This window comes from Luteimonas soli, assembly GCF_042648865.1.
In the GTDB taxonomy this organism is placed as follows: Bacteria; Pseudomonadota; Gammaproteobacteria; order Xanthomonadales; family Xanthomonadaceae; genus Luteimonas; species Luteimonas soli.
Genome location: NZ_JBHRYA010000001.1, coordinates 649,414 through 669,400, shown reverse-complemented (window position 1 = coordinate 669,400; position 19,987 = coordinate 649,414). Strand labels below are relative to the sequence as shown.

Annotated in this window: 16 protein-coding genes; 6 read left to right on the top strand and 10 right to left on the bottom strand. The window is 68.2% G+C overall.

Features of this window, described 5'->3' with window-relative positions; translation table 11 throughout:
- The 5 genes from ACFONC_RS03085 to ACFONC_RS03065 form a co-directional block, all read right to left on the bottom strand.
- On the bottom strand, positions 1-707 hold a 707-nt coding region (locus ACFONC_RS03085; protein ID WP_386742165.1), incomplete at its 3' end, for a porin family protein.
- Between the two features lie 149 nt (positions 708-856).
- Entirely contained in the window at positions 857-2,308 is a 1,452-nt protein-coding gene (locus ACFONC_RS03080) for a bifunctional 2-methylcitrate dehydratase/aconitate hydratase (RefSeq protein WP_386742163.1), read from the bottom strand.
- A 155-nt stretch (positions 2,309-2,463) separates the two neighbouring features.
- Positions 2,464-3,660 (bottom strand): 2-methylaconitate cis-trans isomerase PrpF, encoded by a 1,197-nt coding sequence (gene prpF / locus ACFONC_RS03075; protein WP_386742161.1) that lies wholly within the window; start codon positions 3,658-3,660, stop codon positions 2,464-2,466.
- Positions 3,661-3,723: 63 nt separating this feature from the next.
- Positions 3,724-6,336 (bottom strand): Fe/S-dependent 2-methylisocitrate dehydratase AcnD, encoded by a 2,613-nt coding sequence (gene acnD / locus ACFONC_RS03070; RefSeq protein ID WP_386742159.1) that lies wholly within the window; start codon positions 6,334-6,336, stop codon positions 3,724-3,726.
- Positions 6,337-6,482: 146 nt separating this feature from the next.
- Positions 6,483-7,850, bottom strand: a complete 1,368-nt coding sequence (locus ACFONC_RS03065; RefSeq protein ID WP_386742157.1) for a hypothetical protein — start codon at positions 7,848-7,850, stop codon at positions 6,483-6,485.
- Positions 7,851-7,981: 131 nt separating this feature from the next.
- Here ACFONC_RS03065 and ACFONC_RS03060 point away from each other — a divergent pair, with 131 nt between their 5' ends.
- The 3 genes from ACFONC_RS03060 (at position 7,982) to ACFONC_RS03050 (ending at position 11,486) form a co-directional block, all read left to right on the top strand.
- Positions 7,982-10,012: an oxidoreductase gene (locus ACFONC_RS03060; RefSeq protein ID WP_386742155.1), complete on the top strand. Its 2,031-nt coding sequence runs from the start codon at positions 7,982-7,984 to the stop codon at positions 10,010-10,012.
- A 288-nt stretch (positions 10,013-10,300) separates the two neighbouring features.
- A complete protein-coding gene (locus ACFONC_RS03055) occupies positions 10,301-10,756 on the top strand; it encodes a cell wall hydrolase (protein ID WP_386742154.1) in 456 nt (151 codons plus the stop codon).
- A gap of 118 nt (positions 10,757-10,874) precedes the next feature.
- Positions 10,875-11,486 (top strand): glutathione S-transferase family protein, encoded by a 612-nt coding sequence (locus tag ACFONC_RS03050; RefSeq protein WP_386742228.1) that lies wholly within the window; start codon positions 10,875-10,877, stop codon positions 11,484-11,486.
- Positions 11,487-11,558: 72 nt separating this feature from the next.
- On the opposite strand, the gene prpC is transcribed toward ACFONC_RS03050, so the two are convergent.
- The 5 genes from prpC to ACFONC_RS03025 form a co-directional block, all read right to left on the bottom strand.
- Positions 11,559-12,710 carry a bifunctional 2-methylcitrate synthase/citrate synthase gene (prpC, locus tag ACFONC_RS03045; protein WP_386742153.1) on the bottom strand — a complete coding sequence of 384 codons (1,152 nt, stop codon included), beginning with the start codon at positions 12,708-12,710 and terminating at the stop codon, positions 11,559-11,561.
- 237 nt (positions 12,711-12,947) lie between these two features.
- Positions 12,948-13,826, bottom strand: a complete 879-nt coding sequence (gene prpB / locus ACFONC_RS03040) for a methylisocitrate lyase (RefSeq protein WP_386742152.1) — start codon at positions 13,824-13,826, stop codon at positions 12,948-12,950.
- Between the two features lie 157 nt (positions 13,827-13,983).
- Positions 13,984-14,967, bottom strand: a complete 984-nt coding sequence (locus ACFONC_RS03035) for a malate dehydrogenase (protein ID WP_386742151.1) — start codon at positions 14,965-14,967, stop codon at positions 13,984-13,986.
- A gap of 82 nt (positions 14,968-15,049) precedes the next feature.
- The gene (locus tag ACFONC_RS03030) at positions 15,050-16,249 is read right to left on the bottom strand and encodes a pyridoxal phosphate-dependent aminotransferase (RefSeq protein WP_386742150.1); all 1,200 of its coding nucleotides are present in this window, start codon (positions 16,247-16,249) and stop codon (positions 15,050-15,052) included.
- A gap of 143 nt (positions 16,250-16,392) precedes the next feature.
- Complete coding sequence (locus tag ACFONC_RS03025; protein WP_386742149.1) at positions 16,393-16,887, bottom strand: peptidylprolyl isomerase; 495 nt, start codon at positions 16,885-16,887, stop codon at positions 16,393-16,395.
- 170 nt (positions 16,888-17,057) lie between these two features.
- On the opposite strand from ACFONC_RS03025, the gene typA reads away from it, so the two are divergent.
- The 3 genes from typA to ACFONC_RS03010 form a co-directional block, all read left to right on the top strand.
- Positions 17,058-18,887 carry a translational GTPase TypA gene (typA, locus tag ACFONC_RS03020; RefSeq protein ID WP_386742148.1) on the top strand — a complete coding sequence of 610 codons (1,830 nt, stop codon included), beginning with the start codon at positions 17,058-17,060 and terminating at the stop codon, positions 18,885-18,887.
- Complete coding sequence (locus ACFONC_RS03015) at positions 18,884-19,471, top strand: 2'-5' RNA ligase family protein (RefSeq protein ID WP_386742146.1); 588 nt, start codon at positions 18,884-18,886, stop codon at positions 19,469-19,471. Before typA ends, ACFONC_RS03015 begins: the two co-directional genes overlap by 4 nt.
- Positions 19,471-19,987 (top strand): DUF2127 domain-containing protein (locus tag ACFONC_RS03010; RefSeq protein ID WP_386742144.1); only part of this gene is annotated, 517 nt, incomplete at its 3' end. The genes ACFONC_RS03015 and ACFONC_RS03010, both read left to right, overlap by 1 nt.

Sequence of the window (19,987 nt, the reverse complement as noted above, 5' to 3'; positions counted from 1 at the left end):
GGGCACTTGTCGTCGCAATCGTTCACGCCGTCGCCGTCGCTGTCCATGTCGGCGCAGCTCGGGGCAACCGGAGCGGGGGCAACCGGGGCGGTCGGTGCCGGACCCAGCGGGATCACCACGCCGACCGAGGCGAGGATGTCGCCGAACCAGTCCTCGCCATCATCGTGGTTCGGATCGCTGGCGAGCGCAGCGTAGCTGTCGTTGTCGGCATCGATCCGGTAGGCGAGCTCGGCGCGGACGGCAACGCGGTTTTCGAACGTGCTCTGCACGCCGACACCCAGCTTGCCGGCAACGTGGCCGTCTTCGCGCTGGATCGGCGAGTTCGGGTTCGGGAAGTTGTCGAACTCTTCCTCGGCGCGCTGGTAGCCCAGGCCGGCCAGCAGGTACGGGTTCCAGCTGCGGCCTTCGGCGATGAAGTGGTAGCGCGCATCGAACGAGATGCCGTACTGGCTGTAGTTCAGGTCGTCGTTGTCGGCGAAGTTCGGGTTCTGGTAGTTCAGTTCACCGTCGATCGACCAGTTCGGGGAAATGAACTTGCCGACGCCGATGGTGCCGAACGGAGCATCGTCTGTCATGCGCTCGGAGTCTTGGAAGTTGTAGCCGACACTGCCGGTGACGTACCAGCGATCGTCGAACTCCTGCGCATTGGCGGCCTGCATGCAGCCGATGCCGGCGAGCAGCGCGGCACAGAGGAGTTTCTTGTTCATCAGGGTTCAGCTCCTTTGATCGGGGGGATTAACTTTTCTTGATTGTCGTTGGCTCAGACGGCCGCAGGGAACGCCCGGCGCAAACCCTAGGAGGAAAGCCGTGAAGGCGCTGTTAACGACTGCGTAACGGATGCCGCTGAACGGGGCCATTATTGTTGGTAAAGCTGAATGAAGTCGGAAACAGGAAGCGCATCAAGGCTTGCAGGATCGGCAGCAAGCGCCATCAGGCGGTCCACCTTGTCCTGCGCGAGGTGCGCCCGCAGCGCCTTTTCGCACTTGTCCATCAGCACCGGGATGCCCTCGGCGCGGCGCCGGCGGTGGCCGATCGGATAGTCGATCGAGACCCGCTCGGTCGAGCTGCCGTCCTTGAAGAACACCTGCACCGAGTTGCCGATATAGCGCTTGTCGGGGTCGAAGTAGTCCCTGGTGAACTGCGGGTTCTCGGTCACGGTCATGCGGTCGCGCAGGGCGTCGATGCGCGGGTCGGCGGCGACGTCGTCGTTGTAGTCGTCGGCGGTGAGGCGGCCGAAGATCAGCGGCACGGCAACCATGTACTGGATGCAGTGGTCGCGGTCGGCGTAGTTGGCCAGCGGGCCGGTCTTGTCGATGATGCGCACGCCCGCTTCCTGGGTCTGGATCTCGATGCGCTCGATGTCGTCGAGGCGGCCCTTGACCTGCTCGTGCAGCTGCATCGCGCACTCGACCGCGGTCTGGGCATGGAACTCGGCCGGGTAGCTGATCTTGAACAGGATGTTCTCCATCACGTAGCTGCCGAACGGGCGCTCGAACTTGAACGCCTGGCCCTTGAAGGCGACGTCCTGGAAGCCCCAGGTCTTCGCGCTCAGCGCACTCGGGTAGCCCACCACCCTCTTGTCGACGGCGTTGATCGCATGGATCACCGCGCGCCGGCAGGCATCGCCGGCGGCCCAGCTCTTGCGCGGGCCGGTGTTGGGCGCGTGGCGGTAGGTGCGCAGCACGCCGTTGTCGATCCACGAGTGCGAGACCGCGTTGATCACCTCTTCCTTGCCGCCGCCGAACATCGCGGTGGCGACCGCGGTCGAGGCCAGCCGCACCAGGATCACGTGGTCGAGGCCGACCCGGTTGAACGAGTTCTGCAGCGCGTACACGCCCTGGATCTCGTGGGCCTTGATCGCCCAGCCCAGCACATCGCGCACGGTCAGGCCCTTGCCACCCTCCCTTTCGGCCTTGCGCGACAGCCAGTCGCCGACGGCCAGGATGGTGCCGAGGTTGTCGGACGGGTGGCCCCACTCGGCGGCGAGCCAGGTGTCGTTGAAGTCGAGCCAGCGCACCTGGGTGCCGATGTTGAACGCGGCCTGGGCCGGGTCAAGCTCGAACGCCGTGCCCGGCACGCGCGCGCCGCCGGGGATTTCGCCGCCGGGGACCAGTGGCCCGAGGTGTTTCACGCAGCCTTCGAACTTCATCGCCAGCATCGCGCAGGCCAGCGAGTCGAGCAGCATGTAGCGCGCGGTATCAAAGGCCTCCTGCGAGTCGATCTTCGCGTCGATGACGTAGTCGGCGATGTCGACCATCGGCTGGTCGGGATCGGGACGGACGGCGGAACGGGGATGGGAGCTGGTCATGGCCGGCCTGCGCGGAAAGTGATGCCGCATTGTCCGCCAGCGCGCGTGGTGGCCCTGTGGTGCCGCGCCGGGCGCGCGCATCCGGCCGTGGCATGCAACCGCGGCGTCAACACGCGCTCGAACCGCGCCAGTCCGGCGCGATGGATCGCCCTGCCCTACACCGTATCGCCGGGAACGCGCACCGCGCCGTCCATCAGCACCCGCGCGCTGCGGCTCATGATCGCCTTGGTGACGGTCCACTGCCCGTCGACCAGTCGCGCCTGCGCGCCCACCTGCAGCGTGCCCGAGGGATGGCCGAACCGCACCGACTCGCGCTCGCCGCCGCCGGCCGCGCGGTTGACCAGGGTGCCGGGGATCGAGGCCGCGGTGCCGATGGCGACGGCGGCCGTGCCCATCATCGCGTGGTGCAGCTTGCCCATCGACAGCGCGCGCACGTGCAGGTCGATCTCGCCGGCGGCAATGTGCTTGCCGCTGGAAGACACATAATCCTGCGCCGGTGCGACGAAGGCGACCTTGGGCGTGTGCTGGCGCGTGGCGGCCTCGGCGGCCGTCGCGATCAGGCCCATGCGCACGGCGCCGGCGGCGCGGATCGCCTCGAACCGCGCCAGCGCGGCCGCGTCGTCGTTGATCGCGGCCTGCAGCTCGGTACCGCAGTAGCCCAGTTCGGCGGCATCGAGGAAGATCGCCGGGATGCCGGCGTTGATCAGCGTCGCGGTAAAACTGCCCACGCCGGGCACGTCCAACTCGTCGACGAGGTTGCCGGTCGGGAACATGCCCGCCGCCGCGCCATCGCCTTCGCCCTCGTCGGACGGATCGAGGAATTCCAGCCTGATCTCGGCCGCCGGGAAGGTGACGCCGTCGAGCTCGAAATCGCCGGTTTCCTGCACCTGGCCATCCGCGACCGGCACGTGCGCGATGATCGTCTTGCCGATATTGGCCTGCCAGATGCGCACGACCGCGATGCCGTCGCGGGGAACGCGCGCCGGGTCGACCAGGCCGTTGGCGATGGCGAACGGCCCCACCGCGGACGACAGGTTGCCGCAGTTGCCGCTCCAGTCGACAAAAGCCTTGTCGATCGCGACCTGGCCGTAGAGATAGTCGACGTCGTGGTCGGGCACCGACGCCTTCGAGATGATCACGCACTTGCTGGTGCTCGACGTCGCCCCGCCCATCCCGTCGGTGTGCTTGGCGTAGGGATCGGGCGAACCGATCACGCGCATCAGCAGCGCGTCGCGCGCCGGCCCCGGCACCTGCGCCGCCTGCGGCAGGTCCTGCAGGCGGAAGAACACGCCCTTGGAGGTGCCGCCGCGCATGTAGGTGGCGGGGATGCGGAGCTGCGGGATGTGGGGCATGGACGATTTCCGGAAGGTGGGGTGTTGTGGCGCGGTGGAGTCGGGAACGCAGGCGCGGACCGCCTACGCCTCCTGCGCCGCCTCGAAGAAGTCGTTGGCGAAGCGTTGCAGCACGCCGCCAGCCTCGTAGATCGACACTTCCTCGGCGGTATCGAGGCGGCAGGTGACCGGCACGTCCAGCCGCTCGCCGTCCTTGCGGTGGATCACCAGCGTCAGCGTCGCCCCCGGCGCCGGCGTGCCGTCGACGTCGAAGGTCTCGGTGCCGTCGATGCCGAGCGTGTTGCGGTCGGTGCCGGGCTGGAACTCCAGCGGCAGCACGCCCATGCCGATCAGGTTGGTACGGTGGATGCGCTCGAAGCCCTCGGCGGCGATCGCCTCCACGCCGGCCAGGCGCACGCCCTTGGCGGCCCAGTCGCGCGAGCTGCCCTGTCCGTAGTCGGCGCCGGCGATGATGATCAGCGGCTGGCGGCGGTCCATGTAGGTTTCGATCGCCTCCCACATGCGCGTGACCTGCCCTTCCGGCTCGATCCGCGCCAGCGAGCCCTGGCGCACGCCGCCGTCGGCGTTGCGCACCATCTCGTTGAGCAGCTTCGGGTTGGCGAACGTGGCGCGCTGCGCGGTGAGGTGGTCGCCGCGGTGGGTCGCGTAGGAATTGAAGTCCTCTTCCGGCAAGCCCATCTTCGCCAGGTACTCGCCGGCGGCGCTGGTCGGCAGGATCGCGTTCGACGGCGACAGGTGGTCGGTGGTGATGTTGTCGCCCAGCACCGCCAGCGGGCGCATGCCGCGCAGGCTGCGTTCGCCGGCCAGCGCGCCTTCCCAGTAGGGCGGGCAGCGGATGTAGGTGCTCTGCGGGCGCCAGTCGTACAGCGGCTCGGCCTTTTGGTCGCGCGTGACGCGGACGTTGAACATCGGCGCGTACACCTGCCGGAACTGTTCTGGCTTGACGTGCGCGCGCACGATCGCATCGATCTCCTCGTCGCTCGGCCACAGGTCCTTGAGGGTGACCGGATTGCCCTGCGCGTCGGTGCCGAGCACGTCCTTCTCGATGTCGAAACGCACGGTGCCGGCGATCGCGTAGGCGACCACCAGCGGCGGCGAGGCAAGGAAGGCCTGCTTGGCGTAGGGGTGGATGCGGCCGTCGAAGTTGCGGTTGCCCGACAGCACGGCGGTGACGTAGAGGTCGCGTTCGATGACTTCCTTCTGGATCGCCGGGTCGAGCGCGCCGCTCATGCCGTTGCAGGTGGTGCAGGCGAAGCCGACGATGCCAAAGCCCAGCTGCTCCAGCTCCGGCAGCAGCTTCGAATCCTCCAGGTACAGCTGCACCGCCTTCGAGCCCGGTGCCAGCGAGGTCTTGACCCACGGCTTGCGCACCAGCCCCAGCGCGTTGGCCTTCTTCGCCAGCAGGCCGGCGGCGACGACGTTGCGCGGGTTGGACGTGTTGGTGCAGCTGGTGATCGCGGCGATGATCACCGCGCCGTCGGGCATCAGGCCCTTTGCTTCCTCGGCGCGCGCGGCGTCGAGGTTGCCGGCGATGCCGCGCTCGGCCAGCGCGCTGGTCGGTAGGCGCCGGTGCGGGTTGGACGGGCCGGCCATGTTGCGGGTGACGGTCGACAGGTCGAACGCCAGCGTGCGCTCGTACTGCGCGCTGGCCAGTGCGTCGGCCCACAGGCCGGTGTGCTTCGCGTAGGTCTCGACCAGCTTCACCTGTTCGTCGTCGCGGCCGGTCAGGCGCAGGTAGTCGATGGTGTTGTCGTCGATGAAGAACATCGCCGCGGTCGCGCCGTACTCGGGCGCCATGTTGGAAATCGTCGCGCGGTCGCCCAGGGTCAGCGCGGACGCACCTTCGCCGCGGAATTCCAGGTACGCGCCGACCACCTTCGACTGGCGCAGGAACTCGGTCAGCGCCAGCACGATGTCGGTGGCGGTGATGCCCGGCTGCGGCCGGCCCGCCAGCTCGACGGCGACGATCTCCGGCAGCCGCATCCACGAGGCGCGGCCGAGCATCACGCTCTCCGCCTCCAACCCGCCGACGCCGACCGCGATCACGCCCAGCGCATCGACGTGCGGGGTATGGCTGTCGGTGCCCACGCAGGTGTCGGGGAACGCGACGCCGTCCTGCACGTAGACCACCGGCGACATCTTCTCCAGGTTGATCTGGTGCATGATCCCGTTGCCCGGCGGGATCACGTCGACGTTGCGGAACGCATGCCGGGTCCACTCGATGAAGTGGAAGCGGTCCTCGTTGCGACGGTCCTCGATCGCGCGGTTCTTGCCGAACGCGTCCTTGTCGAAGCCCGGTGCCTCCACCGCCAGCGAGTGGTCGACGATCAACTGGGTCGGCACCACCGGGTTGACCTGCGCCGGGTCGCCGCCGCGCCGCGCGATCGCGTCGCGCAGGCCGGCCAGGTCGACCAGCGCGGTCTGGCCGAGGATGTCGTGGCAGACCACCCGCGCCGGGAGCCAGGGGAAATCGAGGTCGCGGCGGCGCTCGATCAGCTGGACCAGGTAATCGGTCAGCCGGGCCGGATCGGCGCGGCGCACCAGGTTTTCCGCATGCACGCGCGAGGTGTACGGCAGCGCGTCGTAGGCACCCGGCTTGATCGCCTCGACGGCGGCGCGGGTGTCGAAATAGTCGAGATCGGTGCCGGGCAGCGGCTTGCGGAAATCGGTATTCATGCGGGTATCGGCTCTCCAGCGTGGGCGACGACGCGCACGCGGACCGCCCTTCGCTCGAACGAGCATGGAAAGGCCGGCCGCGGAACGTGATGGCGGTGATTATCGCATCCGGCCCGGTGCCCGGCACGGCGACGCGGCACGGGCATTCAGTCGCACTCGATACGCCGATGCCAGATCGTCGGTGGTGTCCCCATGTCGGTCGACGACTTGCGCACTTGCTTGCGGCCCGACCACACCAGCAGTGCATGGTCGCCACGGTCCACGACGGCGACGTCCTCGACCTGGCCACCCGTTACGGTCTGCTGCCGTGGCGTGGCTGAGCGGCCATCCAGCTCTGCCGCCAGAGCGTCACCGGCCAGCACGAACAGGTCGTTGTTGGTCCACTCGGGCGAGTCCGACCACGGGAACCCGCCCAGCGGATTCCACCAACGTCGGTCGCTGCCCTGGTGGCGGCCGTCGACCCAGGCCACCAGCGGCCGGCCCGCACAGGAGGCGGCGGCGACGCGGAACGCCTTGGCACTGCCGGACAGCGAGCCGATGTCGTAACCGGCGAGGCGCCGTGGCGGGGACCACGCATCGCCATCCCAGTGACTTGCGAACAGCCCGTGCGCAACGAACAGGGCCAGCGGCGTGGTACCTCCGATGTCGACGGCCAGGTCGTTGACGTAGTCATCCGCCCCATCGCTGGTGACGCGTCCCGCCTCGCTCCACCCCATCCCGCCATCGGTACTCCATGCGGCCTGCACTCTGGACTCCAGTCGCACATTCGGACCGGTTTCGGTCGGGATCCGTGTCCCCCACAGCAACAGCAGGCGGCCGTCGCGCTGCGCCAGCACCGGATCGTGCAGCTGCGCGATGCTGCCGACCCGCGTGCGGCGTACCGCGGGAAGGCTGGCCAGCGGCATCACCGGCCCAGCCTGTCCGCCACGCCATCGCAGGGTATTCAGCACCTGGTCGCCGGCAGCGCCTCCAGTTGCATATGCGATGACCAGGCTTCCATCGATGCCCACGGCATCGAACGTCGTCGCGGGCGGCACGTGGTCACCAAGCAGCGCCGGTTGCGGCTGCCACCGGTCGGCGCCGGCCGGCAGCCACCAGTGGTCGAGCCGCGATCCCGCCAGCACGTGCAGGCCGTCGCGGGCGGCGACGACCCGTGGCGTTCCGGCGATGCCATCGGCCAGCTGGACCGGTGCGCCCCAGCGCAGCGGGTCGCCGTGGCCGCGCTGGTACATCAGTCGTGCGGAGCGGTTGGTCTTGCCGTGCAGGCCGGGCCGCTCGCGCCAGACCAGATGCACGCTGCCGTCAGCACCGGTCGCCAGGTCCAGCCCGTCGATCCGGTCCTGCACCTGCGCGCCGGCATGGACCACCGTGGGTGCGGCAACGGCCTGCGACTCCGGCTCGGCCGTGTCGGCCGGCTGGCAACCGCCGGCCGCGGACATGGCCAGCGCAAGGGTCAGCCACAACCAGCGCCCGATAGGCGGGCCGCGAAACTTCGCCTGTGTCGATACGTCCATCCCTTCACTCCGCGCGTCGCTCCTTTCGTGCGACGACTGTACTGGAGGGACGCAGCACCACCACCGCCGCCCGGCTTGCCGCAAACACCGTTTGGCGGCATCGTGGGCAATCCATACGCCTACGTATCCCCATGCCCGACGCAGCGCACCCGCCCTACCCGCACCTGTTCTCGCCGCTGGATCTCGGCTTCACCACCCTGCGCAACCGCGTGCTGATGGGATCGATGCACACCGGGCTCGAAGACCACCGCCGCGACTTCCCGAAGCTGGCGGCGTACTTCGCCGAGCGTGCCGAGGGCGGCGTCGGGATGATGGTCACCGGCGGCTTCTCGCCGAACCTGGTCGGCTGGCTCAAGCCTTTCGCCGGCAAGCTCGGCTGGCCGTGGGAAGCGCGCAAGCATCGCCAGGTCACCGCTGCGGTGCACGCGCACGACGCGAAGATCTGCCTGCAGCTGCTGCACGCGGGCCGCTACGCCTACCATCCGCTGTCGGTGTCGGCATCGCGGATCAAGGCGCCGATCAACCCGTTCACCCCGCGTGCGCTGTCGGCGCGCGGCGTCGAACGCCAGATCGACGCGTTCGCCACTTCCGCGAAGCTCGCGCGCGACGGCGGCTACGACGGCGTCGAGGTCATGGGTTCGGAGGGCTACCTGCTCAACCAGTTCACGGTTGCGCGCACCAACCAGCGCGATGACCGCTGGGGCGGCAGCGCGGAGAACCGCATGCGCTTCGCGGTGGAGATCGTGCGCCGGGTACGCGAGGCCTGCGGGCCGGACTTCATCGTCATCTACCGGCTGTCGATGCTCGACCTGGTCGAAGGCGGAAACGACTGGGACGAGGTCGTTGCCCAGGCGCGCGCGGTGGAAGCCGCCGGCGCGACCATCATCAACACCGGCATCGGCTGGCACGAGGCGCGCGTACCCACCATCACCACGTCGGTGCCGCGCGCCGCCTTCGCCGGCGTGACCGCCAAGCTGCGCCCGCACGTGGCGCTGCCGCTGGTGGCCACCAACCGCATCAACATGCCGGACGTGGCCGAACGCATCCTCGCCTCCGGCGGCGCGGACATGGTGTCGATGGCGCGCCCGTTGCTCGCCGACGCCTGGTGGGCGGCCAAGGCCCGCGCAGGCAAGGCGCACGAGATCAACACCTGCATCGCCTGCAACCAGGCGTGCCTGGACCACGTGTTCCAGAACCGGCGCGCGAGTTGCCTGGTCAATCCGCGTGCCTGCCACGAAACCGAACTGGAATACATGCCGGCCAATACGCCCGAGCGCATCGCCGTGGTCGGCGCCGGTCCCGCCGGGCTGGCCTGCGCGACGATCGCCGCCGAGCGAGGGCACCACGTCACGCTGTTCGACGCCGCAGGCGAGATCGGCGGCCAGTTCAACCTGGCCAAGACGATTCCCGGCAAGGAGGAGTTCCACGAGACCCTGCGCTACTTCCGCCACCGCATCGACGAAACCGGCGTGAAGCTGCGACTGTCGACGCCGGCCACGCCGGAGCTGCTGTCCGGCTTCGACCAGGTGGTGCTCGCCACCGGCGTGACGCCGCGCCGGGTCGACTTCCCCGGCCACGATCATCCGAAGGTCGTCGGCTACCTCGACGTGCTGCAGCGGCGCGTCGTCCCCGGCAGCCGCGTCGCGATCATCGGTGCGGGCGGCATCGGCTTCGACGTGGCCGAGTTCCTGGTGCAGGAAGCGCCCTCCCCCAGCCTCGACCCCGGGCGCTGGATGGCCGAATGGGGCGTTGACCGCCACTTCCGCACCCGCGGCGGCCTGGTCCCCTCCCGGCCCGAGCCTTCGCCGCGCCAGGTCTGGCTGCTCCAGCGCACCCAGGGCCGCCCCGGCGCGCGGCTGGGCAAGACCACCGGCTGGGTCCACCGCGCCACGCTCAAGGCCAAGGGCGTGAAGATGCTCGGTGGCGTGGAGTACCTGGGCGTCGGTGACGACGGCCTGCGCATACGCGTCGATGGCACCGAGCAGCTGCTCGCGGTGGACCATGTCGTGGTGTGCGCCGGGCAGGAATCGCGGCGCGACCTGCTGGCGCCGCTGCAGGCCGCTTCGGCCCGTGTTCAGGTGATCGGCGGCGCAGACGTCGCCGCCGAGCTGGACGCCAAGCGCGCGATCGCGCAGGCAGCACGCGTGGCCGCCGCGCTCTAGCGGCGGCTCTGTTGCCGCTCGGAATCCAGAATAAAAACTCCAATCCAATCAACCATTTCAGGATTTCCGTTCAGGCTGCGTTGGGAAACCTGCCGGTACCTTGCGCGCACTTTTCCTGCCCCCGCATTCAGGCAGGACCGGCCCGGACCGCCCTTCTGCGGTCTTCGGAGCCCGGGCTAAAGCGCCATAGAGCCGCTGCCCTCCCCAATACGCCATGTCCGTTGGCAACACCGAGCCCGCCGGGTTCCGGTGGTGCCCGCGGGCGCAACGCAGCAAGGAGTCTGTTCGATGAAACTGGCCTGGATCCTGTGGTTGGCCTCCGTCCTGCCGCCGCAAGCCGCCGATTCGCTCTGCCTCAGCACCACGGTGTACCTGGAGGCCCGCGACCAGTCCGACCGTGGCCAGCAGGCCGTGGCCGAGGTGGCCCTGCGCCGCGAGGAAAGCGGCCTGTGGGGCGATTCGATGTGCGACGTGGTCACCGCGCGCAAGCAGTTCGCGCCGTCGCTGGTGTCGCCGAACACCCGCCTGCGCAACGTCGAGGCCTGGTCGCAGGCGGTGACGATCGCGATCGAGTCCGAGCGCAACTGGGCGCTGCCGGCCGGCGAGCGCATCGAAATCGTGCCCGGCGCCAGCCACTTCCTGGCCCACGACATCGCCAGCCCGAGCTGGCGCAACGCCTACCAGGTCGCGACCATCGGCGGCCACACCTTCCTCAAGGTGCAGGACCTCAAGCCGCGCGGCTGAGGCCCGCGCGACCCGCCTCGCGCGACGAACCTTCGCGCGACGAACCGTTCCACCGGCGCCACTGCGCCGTCACCGGAGCGCCGGCATCATGGCGGTTTCCATCCAGGGAGCCGCCGCAATGAAGCTGTACTACTCGCCAGGGGCCTGCTCGCTCGCCGACCACATCGTGCTCGAGTGGATCGGCAAGCCGTACGAAGCCGTCCGTGTCTCGCGCGAGGAGCGCAGGTCGCCGGAATTCCTCAAGCTCAACCCCGCCGGCGCCGTGCCCGTGCTGCAGGACGGCGACTGGGTGCTCACGCAGAACGCGGCGATCCTCAACTTCCTCGCCGACAGCTTCCCCGAAGCCGGCCTGGGCGGCGACGGCACGCCGAAGGGCCGCGCCGAAGTCAATCGCTGGCTGGCGTTCGTCAACTCCGACGTGCACCCGGCGTTCAAGCCGCTGTTCGGCACGACCGCCTACCTCGGGGACGAAGCGATGATCGACAAGACCAAGGACGTGGCGCGCAAGTCGCTGCGCGGCCTGTTCGAACGCGCCGACGCGCAGCTTGCGGGCAACGAATGGATCGCAGGCACGCGCTCGATCGCCGACCCGTACCTGTTCGTGGTTACGCGATGGGCGAAGGGGCAAGGCGTGGACCTGGGCGGCCTCGACCACCTCGCCCGCTTCTCAGCGCAGATGGAAGCCGACGTCGCGGTGCAGAAAGTGCTGGCGGAAGAAGCCAATCGTTGACTCCCTGCATGGCGCACGACGAAAAAGCCGCGCTTTTGCGCGGCTTTTCCATGCAAGGCCCGAGCCGGACGCTCAGCGCTTGTTGATCGGCACGTATGCGCGATCTTCCGGGCCGGTGTAGTTCGCACTGGGCCGGATGATCTTGCCGTCCTCGCGCTGCTCGATCACGTGCGCGCTCCAGCCAGCGGTGCGGGCGATCACGAACAGCGGCGTGAACATCGGCGTCGGCACGCCCATCATGTGGTAGCTCGACGCGCTGTACCAGTCCAGGTTCGGGAACATTTTCTTCATGTCCATCATGACGTTCTCGATCCGCTCGGAGACCTCGAACAGCGTCATGTTGCCGCCGTCATGGCACAGCTTGCGCGCGATGTCCTTGATGATCGGGTTGCGCGGGTCGCCGATGGTGTAGACCGGATGGCCGAAGCCGATCACGATTTCCTTGCGCTCCACGCGGGCGCGGATGTCGGCCTCGGCCTCGTCGGCGCTGCCGTAGCGCGAAATGATGTCCATCGCCACTTCGTTGGCGCCGCCGTGCTTCGGGCCGCGCAGCGCGCCGATCGCGCCGGTGATGCACGAATGCATGTCCGACCCGGTTCCGGCGATCACGCGCCCGGTGAACGTCGAGGCATTGAACTCATGCTCGGCGTACAGGATCAGCGACTTGTCCATCGCATCGGCGTGCAGCTCACTCGGCGGGAAACCGCGCAGCAGGTGCAGGAAGTGCGCGGCGATCGACTCATCGTCGGTCTCGACGTCGATGCGGCGGCCGTTGCGGGTGAAGTGCCACCAGTACAGCAGCATCGAACCGAAACTGGCCATCAGCTGGTCGGCGATGTCGCGCGCCTCGGACGCGGGGTGGCCGTCGCGCTCGGGCAGCACCGTGCCCAGCACCGAGCAGCCGGTGCGCATCACGTCCATCGGGTGCGCGTTGGCGGGCACCAGTTCCAGCGCCTCCTGCACGATCGCCGGCAGCCCGCGCAGGCGCCTGAGCTTGCGCTTGTAGGCCTTGAGCTGCGACGCGGTGGGCAGCGCGCCGTGCACCAGCAGGTGCGCAACCTCCTCGAACGTGGATTTGGTCGCCAGGTCCTTGATGTCGTAGCCGCGGTAGTGGAGGTCGTTGCCGCTGCGGCCAACCGTGCACAGCGCGGTGTTGCCGGCCGCGGTGCCGGACAGGGCCACCGACTTCTTCGGCTTGGGCAGGGTGGACGGGGTGTCGGTCATCGGCATGCTCCGGTCATTCTCGTTTGCGATCCAGCCATTTTACGGGTTTCGGCCGGTTGCCTGTCCGCTTCCCGCCCGCACCCGCGTTGGCCATGTCGAAGGCGGATGCCAAGGCACCGCCGCACGCACGCGCCGGTGGGGTCTGGCCAGAGGGGGCTGGCTCGGACCATGGGACTTCTCTCCAGGCCCGCCGGCCGACTACTTCGAACTCCCCGCCGGCAGGCGCTCCCTGCCGGCCTATTCCTTCGAGAACAGCTCGTCGAGCTTCTGCTCGTAGGCGTGGTAGCCGAGGAAGTCGTACAGCTCCTCGCGCGTCTGCAGGCGGTCGATGATGCCCTTCTGCGTGCCCTCGCGGCGCACCGTCTCGTAGAAGCCGAGCGCGGCCTTGTTCATCGCCCGGTACGCGCCGCAGCAGTACAGCGCGATGTCGACGCCTGCGTCGCGCAACTCGTCGGTGGTGAAGAACGGCGTCGAGCCGAATTCGGTGAGGTTCGCGAGGATCGGCACTTTCACCGCGGCCTTGAAGCGCCGGTAGTCATCCAGTGTCTTCATCGCCTCGGGGAAGACCATGTCGGCGCCGGCCTCGACGTAGGCCACCGCGCGATCGATCGCCGAATCGATGCCCTCGGCCGCGGCCGCGTCGGTGCGCGCCATGATCACGAACGACGCATCGGTACGCGCGTCGACCGCAGCCTTGACCCGGTCGACCATCTCGCCTTTCGGCACGACTTCCTTGCCCGGGCGATGGCCGCAGCGTTTCTGCCCGACCTGGTCCTCCATGTGCACCGCGGCCACGCCGACACGCTCGAAGTTGCGGATCGTGCGCGCGATGTTGAACGCCCCGCCCCAGCCGGTGTCGATGTCGACCAGCAGCGGCATTCCCGTGGCGTCCACGACCCGGCGCGCGTCGATCAGCACATCCTCCATCGTCGAGATGCCCAAATCCGGCATGCCCAGCGAATTGGCGGCGACGCCACCGCCGGACAGGTACAGCGCCTTGTAACCGGTGCGCTTGGCCATCAGGCCGGCATAGGCGGTGATCGCGCCCATCACCTGCAGCGGGGATTCTTCAGCGAGTGCGGCGCGGAAGCGTGCGCCCATGGAAACCTGCGACATGACTGGGCCTCGTAGGATGGGTGGAGCGAAGCGATACCCATCGTTCTGGTGGGAGTCCCCTTGGCCCCGATGTTGACGGGCAAGCTCCTCGCGGCCCTGGCCGCTCCCACGATGGTCAGATGACACGAAGGCGGCCTGGGCCGCCTTCGTTGTTTACTTACAGAAGGTGCGCCACGCCGGCGCGCTCTTCCTCGAGCTCCGCCAGGGTCTTGTCCATCGCCGCGCGGCTGAAGTCGTCGATCTCCAGGCCTTCGACGCGGGTGTACTCGCCGTTCTTCGTGGTCACCGGCACACCGTAGATGACGCCTTCGGGGATGCCGTAGCTGCCGTCGGACGGCACGCCCATCGTGACCCACTTGCCGTTGCTGCCCAGCACCCAGTCATGGATGTGGTCGATGGCGGCATTGGCGGCCGACGCGGCCGAGGACAGGCCGCGCGCCTCGATGATCGCGGCGCCGCGCTTGCCGACGGTGGGGATGAAGGTGTCGGCATTCCACGCCGCATCGTTGACCTTGTCCTTCAGCGACTCGCCGTTGGCGGTGGCGAAGCGGTAGTCGGGATACATGGTCGGGCTGTGGTTGCCCCAGACGACCAGCTTCTCGATGTCGCCCACGGCCACGCCGGCCTTGGCGGCCAGCTGGCTCAGCGCGCGGTTGTGGTCCAGGCGCAGCATGGCGGTGAAGTTCTTCGCCGGCAGGTCGGGCGCGGACTTCATCGCGATGTAGGCGTTGGTGTTGGCCGGGTTGCCGACCACCAGCACCTTGACGTCACGCGAGGCGACCTTGTTCAACGCCGCGCCCTGGGCAGTGAAGATCTTGGCGTTCTCCAGCAGCAGGTCCTTGCGCTCCATGCCCGGGCCGCGCGGGCGGGCGCCGACCAGCAGGGCGATGTCGGCGTCCTTGAACGCGACCTCGGCGTCATCGGTGCCGACCATGCCGGCCAGCAGCGGGAACGCGCAGTCGTCGAGCTCCATCATCACGCCCTTCAGCGCGGCCTGGGCCTTCTCCATCGGCAGTTCGAGCAGCTGCAGGATGACCGGCTGGTCCTTGCCGAGCATTTCGCCCGAGGCGATGCGGAACAGCAGCGAGTAGCCGATCTGGCCGGCTGCGCCGGTGACGGCGACGCGGATGGGGGCTTTCATGTTCTTGACTCCTGTAGGGCGGGTCTCGACCCGCCGTCTGACGTTGTTCGGATTCGTGGTGCGTGGCGGGTCAAGACCCGCCCTACGACAACTCGGCGAAGAATTCCTGGATGCGCTGCAGCCCCGGCGCCAGCTGCGGCGTCGGGCAGGTGTAGCTGATGCGCAGGCCACGCGGTTCGCCGAAGGCCGAGCCGGGCACGCAGGCCACGCCCTTGGCTTCCAGCAACGCATTGCACAAGTCGACGTCGTTGGCGATGACCTTGCCGTCGTGCGACTTGCCGAAGGCGACGCTGATGTCGGGGAACGCATAGAACGCGCCCTGCGGCACCGGGCAGACCACGCCGGGGATCGCGTTCAACGCGGCCACCACCTGGTCGCGCTTGGCCTGGAACTCGGCGCGCTTGGCGTCCGGCACGTCCTGCGGGCCGGACAGCGCCGCCACGGCGGCAGCGGTCACGATCTCCGGGATATTGGTGATGTGGTTGGAATTCATGATGGTGACCGCCTTCGCCACCACCTCCGGGCCAACCATGAACCCGGCGCGCCAACCGGGCATGCCGTAGGTCTTGGACAGCGAATCCATGAACACCACGCGGTCGCGGAGCTCGGGGCGGGCCTGCACGAAGTTGTGGTAGCCGATGCCGTCGAACACCATGCGGTTGTAGATGTCGTCGGTGATCACCCAGGTGTCGGGATGCTTGACGATGACGTCCGCCAGCGCCGAGATCTCGTCCTTCGTATAGACCATGCCGGTCGGGTTGGACGGATTGTTGAACAGGAAGACCTTGGGCTTCTTCGCCAGCGCGGCGTCGAGCTGCGCGGGGGTGAGCTTGTAGTCCTGCTCGGCCGGGCACGGCAGCAGCTGGATGTCGGCATCGAGGATCTCGCCGATGTCGACGTAGCTGGTCCAGTACGGCGTGGCGAAGGCGAAGCCGTCACCGGCGTCGAGCAGGGCTTCGCACAGGTTGTACAGCACGTGCTTGGCGCCGATCCCGGTCGCGCAGTTGGCGCGCGTGTAGCCGGTCAGGCCGACCTGTTCGATGTGCTTGAGGAAGGCGTCGAGCAGTTCGTTGGAACCACGGTTGCTGCCGTACTGGCCGGAATCGTTCTCCAGTGCCTTGCGCGCGGCGGCGTAGACGTGCTCGCCGGGCAGGAAGTTGGGGACGCCGATCGAGAAGCTGATGATGTCGCGGCCTTCGGCCTTGAGCTGCTTGGCCTTTTCGGCCACCACCATGATCGCACTGGGCTTGGCACGGCCCATGCGCTTGGCGAGCTGGGGCATCGCGGAACCTCGGGAAGTTTGGGGAGCGGGAGGCTGCGCGCGGGCGCGTCGCCATGACTTGCGCGCGCGCTTTGCGGCCTCCGGATTTTAGCATGCCGGCCGCCCGCTCCCGGCGCTGCGGGACGCGCGGCGGCACGTGCCGGTCAGGCGGCCAGGATCTTGTTCCACTCCGCCACGCGGTCGGCCTTGGCTGCCAGCGCGGCGTCGGCATCGCCCTCGATCTTCACCGACTTGATGGTGTCGCCCTGCTTGACGGCGTCGACGACCTCCAGGCCTTCGAGCACCTTGCCGAACACGGTGTGCTTGCCGTCCAGCCAGTCGGTCTTGATGTGGGTGATGAAGAACTGGCTGCCGTTGGTGTTGGGGCCGGCGTTGGCCATCGACAGCACCCCGCGCTCGTGCTTGACCCCGTTGTTGGCCTCATCCTCGAACTTGTAGCCCGGGCCGCCGGTGCCGGTGCCCTGGGGGCAGCCGCCCTGGATCATGAAGTCCGGGATCACGCGGTGGAACTTCAGGCCGTCATAGAAGCCGCGCCTGGCCAGGTTGACGAAGCTGGCGACGGTCAGCGGGGCCTTGTCGGGGTACAGCTCGACCTTGATCGGGCCACGGTCGGTGTCGAATACGGCGTTCAGGGACATGGGATGCCTCGGTTGGTGGGATGCCCGGGGGATATGCGGGCTGAAGCGGGGGATTCAATCGCCCCGGCGGATGCGTTTGCGGCACCGCAACAAGGTATACTAACCGGCTCCCTCCACTTTATCGTCGCGCCCTGCCCTTCCAGCTCCGGTGCGCCTTTCCCGTTCCCGTCATGTCCATCGAACGCCTCCGCAACATCGCCATCGTCGCCCACGTCGACCATGGCAAGACCACCCTCGTCGACTGCCTGCTCAAGCAGTCGGGCACGTTCTCCGAACGTACCGTGCTCGCCGAACGCGTGATGGACAGCAACGACCAGGAAAAGGAACGTGGCATCACGATCCTGTCCAAGAACACCGCCATCACCTGGCAAGGCAACCGCATCAACATCGTCGACACGCCCGGGCACGCCGACTTCGGCGGCGAGGTCGAGCGCGTGCTGTCGATGGTCGACTCGGTGCTGATCCTGGTCGACGCGATGGACGGGCCGATGCCGCAGACGCGCTTTGTCACCCAGAAGGCGTTCGCGATGGGCTTCAAGCCGATCGTGGTGGTGAACAAGATCGACCGCCCCGGCGCGCGCCCGGACTGGGTGATCGACCAGGTGTTCGACCTGTTCGACAAGCTCGGCGCGACCAACGAGCAGCTGGACTTCCCGATCGTCTATGCCTCGGCGCTGCACGGCTATGCGAGCCTGGACGACAGCGCACGCTCCGGCGACATGACCCCGCTGTACGAGGCGATCATGGAGCACGTTGCGCCGCCGACCGTGGACCCCGACGGCCCGTTCCAGATGCGCATCAGCCAGCTGGACTACAACAACTTCGTCGGCCTGATCGGCGTCGGTCGCATCCAGCGCGGCAAGGTGCGCACCAACATGCCGGTGAGCGTGGTCGACCGCCACGGCAAGAAGCGCCAGGGCAAGGTGCTGCAGGTGCTCGGCTTCATGGGCCTGGAGCGGGTGGAAGTGCCCGAAGCCGAGGCCGGCGACATCGTCGCCATCTCCGGCGTCGCCGAACTGGGCATCTCCGACACCGTGTGCGCGCTGGACACGCCCGAGGCGCTGCCGGCGCTGACCGTGGACGAGCCGACGATCAGCATGACCTTCCAGGTCAACAACTCGCCGTTCGCCGGCAACAAGGACCGCAGCGGCGGCAAGTTCATCACCAGCCGCCAGCTGCGCGAGCGGCTGGAGCGCGAGACCCTGCACAACGTCGCGCTGAAGGTCGAGGAAGGTTCGGACCCGGACAAGTTCCTGGTCTCCGGCCGCGGCGAACTGCACCTGTCGGTGCTGATCGAAACCATGCGCCGCGAAGGCTTCGAGCTGGCGGTGTCGCGCCCGGAAGTCATCATCAAGGAAATCGACGGCCAGCAGATGGAGCCGATCGAACAGCTGGTGGTCGACATCGAGGAAGTCCACCAGGGCGGCGTCATGGAGAAGCTCGGCACCCGCAAGGCCCAGCTGAAAAACATGGAGTCCGACGGCAAGGGGCGCGTGCGCCTGGACTACATGATCCCGGCGCGCGGGCTGATCGGGTTCCAGAACGAATTCAAGACCCTCACCCAGGGCACCGGCCTGCTGTTCCACGTGTTCGACCATTACGGGCCGAAGGAACAGGGCGCGATCGCCAAGCGCATCAACGGCGTGATGATCGCAAATGCCCCGGGCGTGACGCCGGCCTACTCGCTCGGCCCGCTGGAAGAGCGCGGCAAGCTGTTCGCCGCCGAGGGCGACAACGTGTACGAAGGCCAGCTGGTCGGCATCCACTCCAAGGACAACGACCTGACCGTGAACGTCATCAAGTCCAAGCCGCTGACCAACGTCCGCGCCTCGGGCAAGGACGACGCGATCAAGCTGACGCCTGCGATCAAGTACACCCTGGAGCAGGCGCTGGACTTCATCGAGGACGACGAGCTGGTGGAAGTCACGCCGAAGGAAATCCGCCTGCGCAAGAAGTTCCTGACCGAGACCGATCGCAAGCGGGCTTCACGCGCGGCGTGAGCCGGGCGCTGTTTCCGGGTTGGCGCCCGAGCGACGACGAAGCGGCGCGGCTTGCGCCGGTCGCCGCGGCGCTGCGGGGCGGCACCCGGAAACTTCAGCTGAGGCTGCAGGTACGCCGGCCTGACCAGTGGCACGCCACGCTGTGCTTCATCGGCTATGACGTCGGACATCTGGTGACACCCCCGCTGCTGGATGCATTTGCGGCGGCGGCAGCGCGCATCCCGCCGCATCGCTTCTCGATCGAACGTCTCACGTACTGGCCACAGTCGGGCGCGGTCGTCGCCCTCCCCTTCGGCTGCCCGCCACTGCAGGCCCTGTGTGATGCGACGCGCGACGCGACCCGTCGCTGCGGGATCTCCCCGCTGCAGGCCACCACGCAGCCGCACGTAACGCTTGCCTATCTCGACAAGCATCTCGCGTCGCAGGACTGGCTGCGCGACATCGACTGCACCACTGCCGGCCCGTTCGTCGTCGACCGTTTCGAGCTGCTGTTCAATCCCGGCGGCCGCTACGATGCCCTCGAAAGCTGGACCCTGGCCGGAGCCGAACTGCCGCGCCCGCCCGAACAGGGCACGCTGCTGTGATGGACGCCACCTACAATCCGGATCCGCACGCGCACCCTGGCTTGCATGTCATCGCGATCATCGAGGCCGCCAAAGGCGCGCTCGCGGTGCTAGCCGCCAGCGGGCTTGAGTTGCTGGGCCCGGCGCCGCTGCAACACTTCGTGCGGTTGCTGGTCGCCCGCTTCCAACTCGACCCCGACCACGGCGCGGCGGCGTGGCTGGCCGATGCGATCAATCCCAATGCCGTGCACATGGCCGCGGCGGCAGTGTTTTTCTACGGCGTGCTGCACCTGTTCGAGGCCTGGGGTCTTTGGCGGGCGAAGTCCTGGGCCTCGTGGCTGGGATGCGTAACCGCCGCGGCGTACCTCCCGGTCGACCTGTACGCGCTGGCCGCGCATCCGGGCTGGATCGCGCTGGCGGTGGTGGCGATCAATGTCGTGGTGGTCTGGGTGCTGGCACGCGATCTGATGAAGCGGCGTCGCGCCGCCGCGCTGCCCATGGCGCCGAGGCTCGCGGCTTCCGCCGCTCCTACGAAAC

Coding starts and splice junctions, on each gene's coding strand:
- prpC (WP_386742153.1), bottom strand. CDS start 12,710: ATGACCGACACCCCGTCCACCCTGCCCAAGCCGAAGAAGTCGGTGGCC.
- ACFONC_RS03030 (WP_386742150.1), bottom strand. CDS start 16,249: ATGCCCCAGCTCGCCAAGCGCATGGGCCGTGCCAAGCCCAGTGCGATC.
- ACFONC_RS03050 (WP_386742228.1), top strand. CDS start 10,875: ATGAAGCTGTACTACTCGCCAGGGGCCTGCTCGCTCGCCGACCACATC.
- ACFONC_RS03065 (WP_386742157.1), bottom strand. CDS start 7,850: ATGGACGTATCGACACAGGCGAAGTTTCGCGGCCCGCCTATCGGGCGC.
- ACFONC_RS03035 (WP_386742151.1), bottom strand. CDS start 14,967: ATGAAAGCCCCCATCCGCGTCGCCGTCACCGGCGCAGCCGGCCAGATC.
- acnD (WP_386742159.1), bottom strand. CDS start 6,336: ATGAATACCGATTTCCGCAAGCCGCTGCCCGGCACCGATCTCGACTAT.
- ACFONC_RS03025 (WP_386742149.1), bottom strand. CDS start 16,887: ATGTCCCTGAACGCCGTATTCGACACCGACCGTGGCCCGATCAAGGTC.
- prpF (WP_386742161.1), bottom strand. CDS start 3,660: ATGCCCCACATCCCGCAGCTCCGCATCCCCGCCACCTACATGCGCGGC.
- ACFONC_RS03060 (WP_386742155.1), top strand. CDS start 7,982: ATGCCCGACGCAGCGCACCCGCCCTACCCGCACCTGTTCTCGCCGCTG.
- ACFONC_RS03080 (WP_386742163.1), bottom strand. CDS start 2,308: ATGACCAGCTCCCATCCCCGTTCCGCCGTCCGTCCCGATCCCGACCAG.
- typA (WP_386742148.1), top strand. CDS start 17,058: ATGTCCATCGAACGCCTCCGCAACATCGCCATCGTCGCCCACGTCGAC.
- prpB (WP_386742152.1), bottom strand. CDS start 13,826: ATGTCGCAGGTTTCCATGGGCGCACGCTTCCGCGCCGCACTCGCTGAA.
- ACFONC_RS03055 (WP_386742154.1), top strand. CDS start 10,301: ATGAAACTGGCCTGGATCCTGTGGTTGGCCTCCGTCCTGCCGCCGCAA.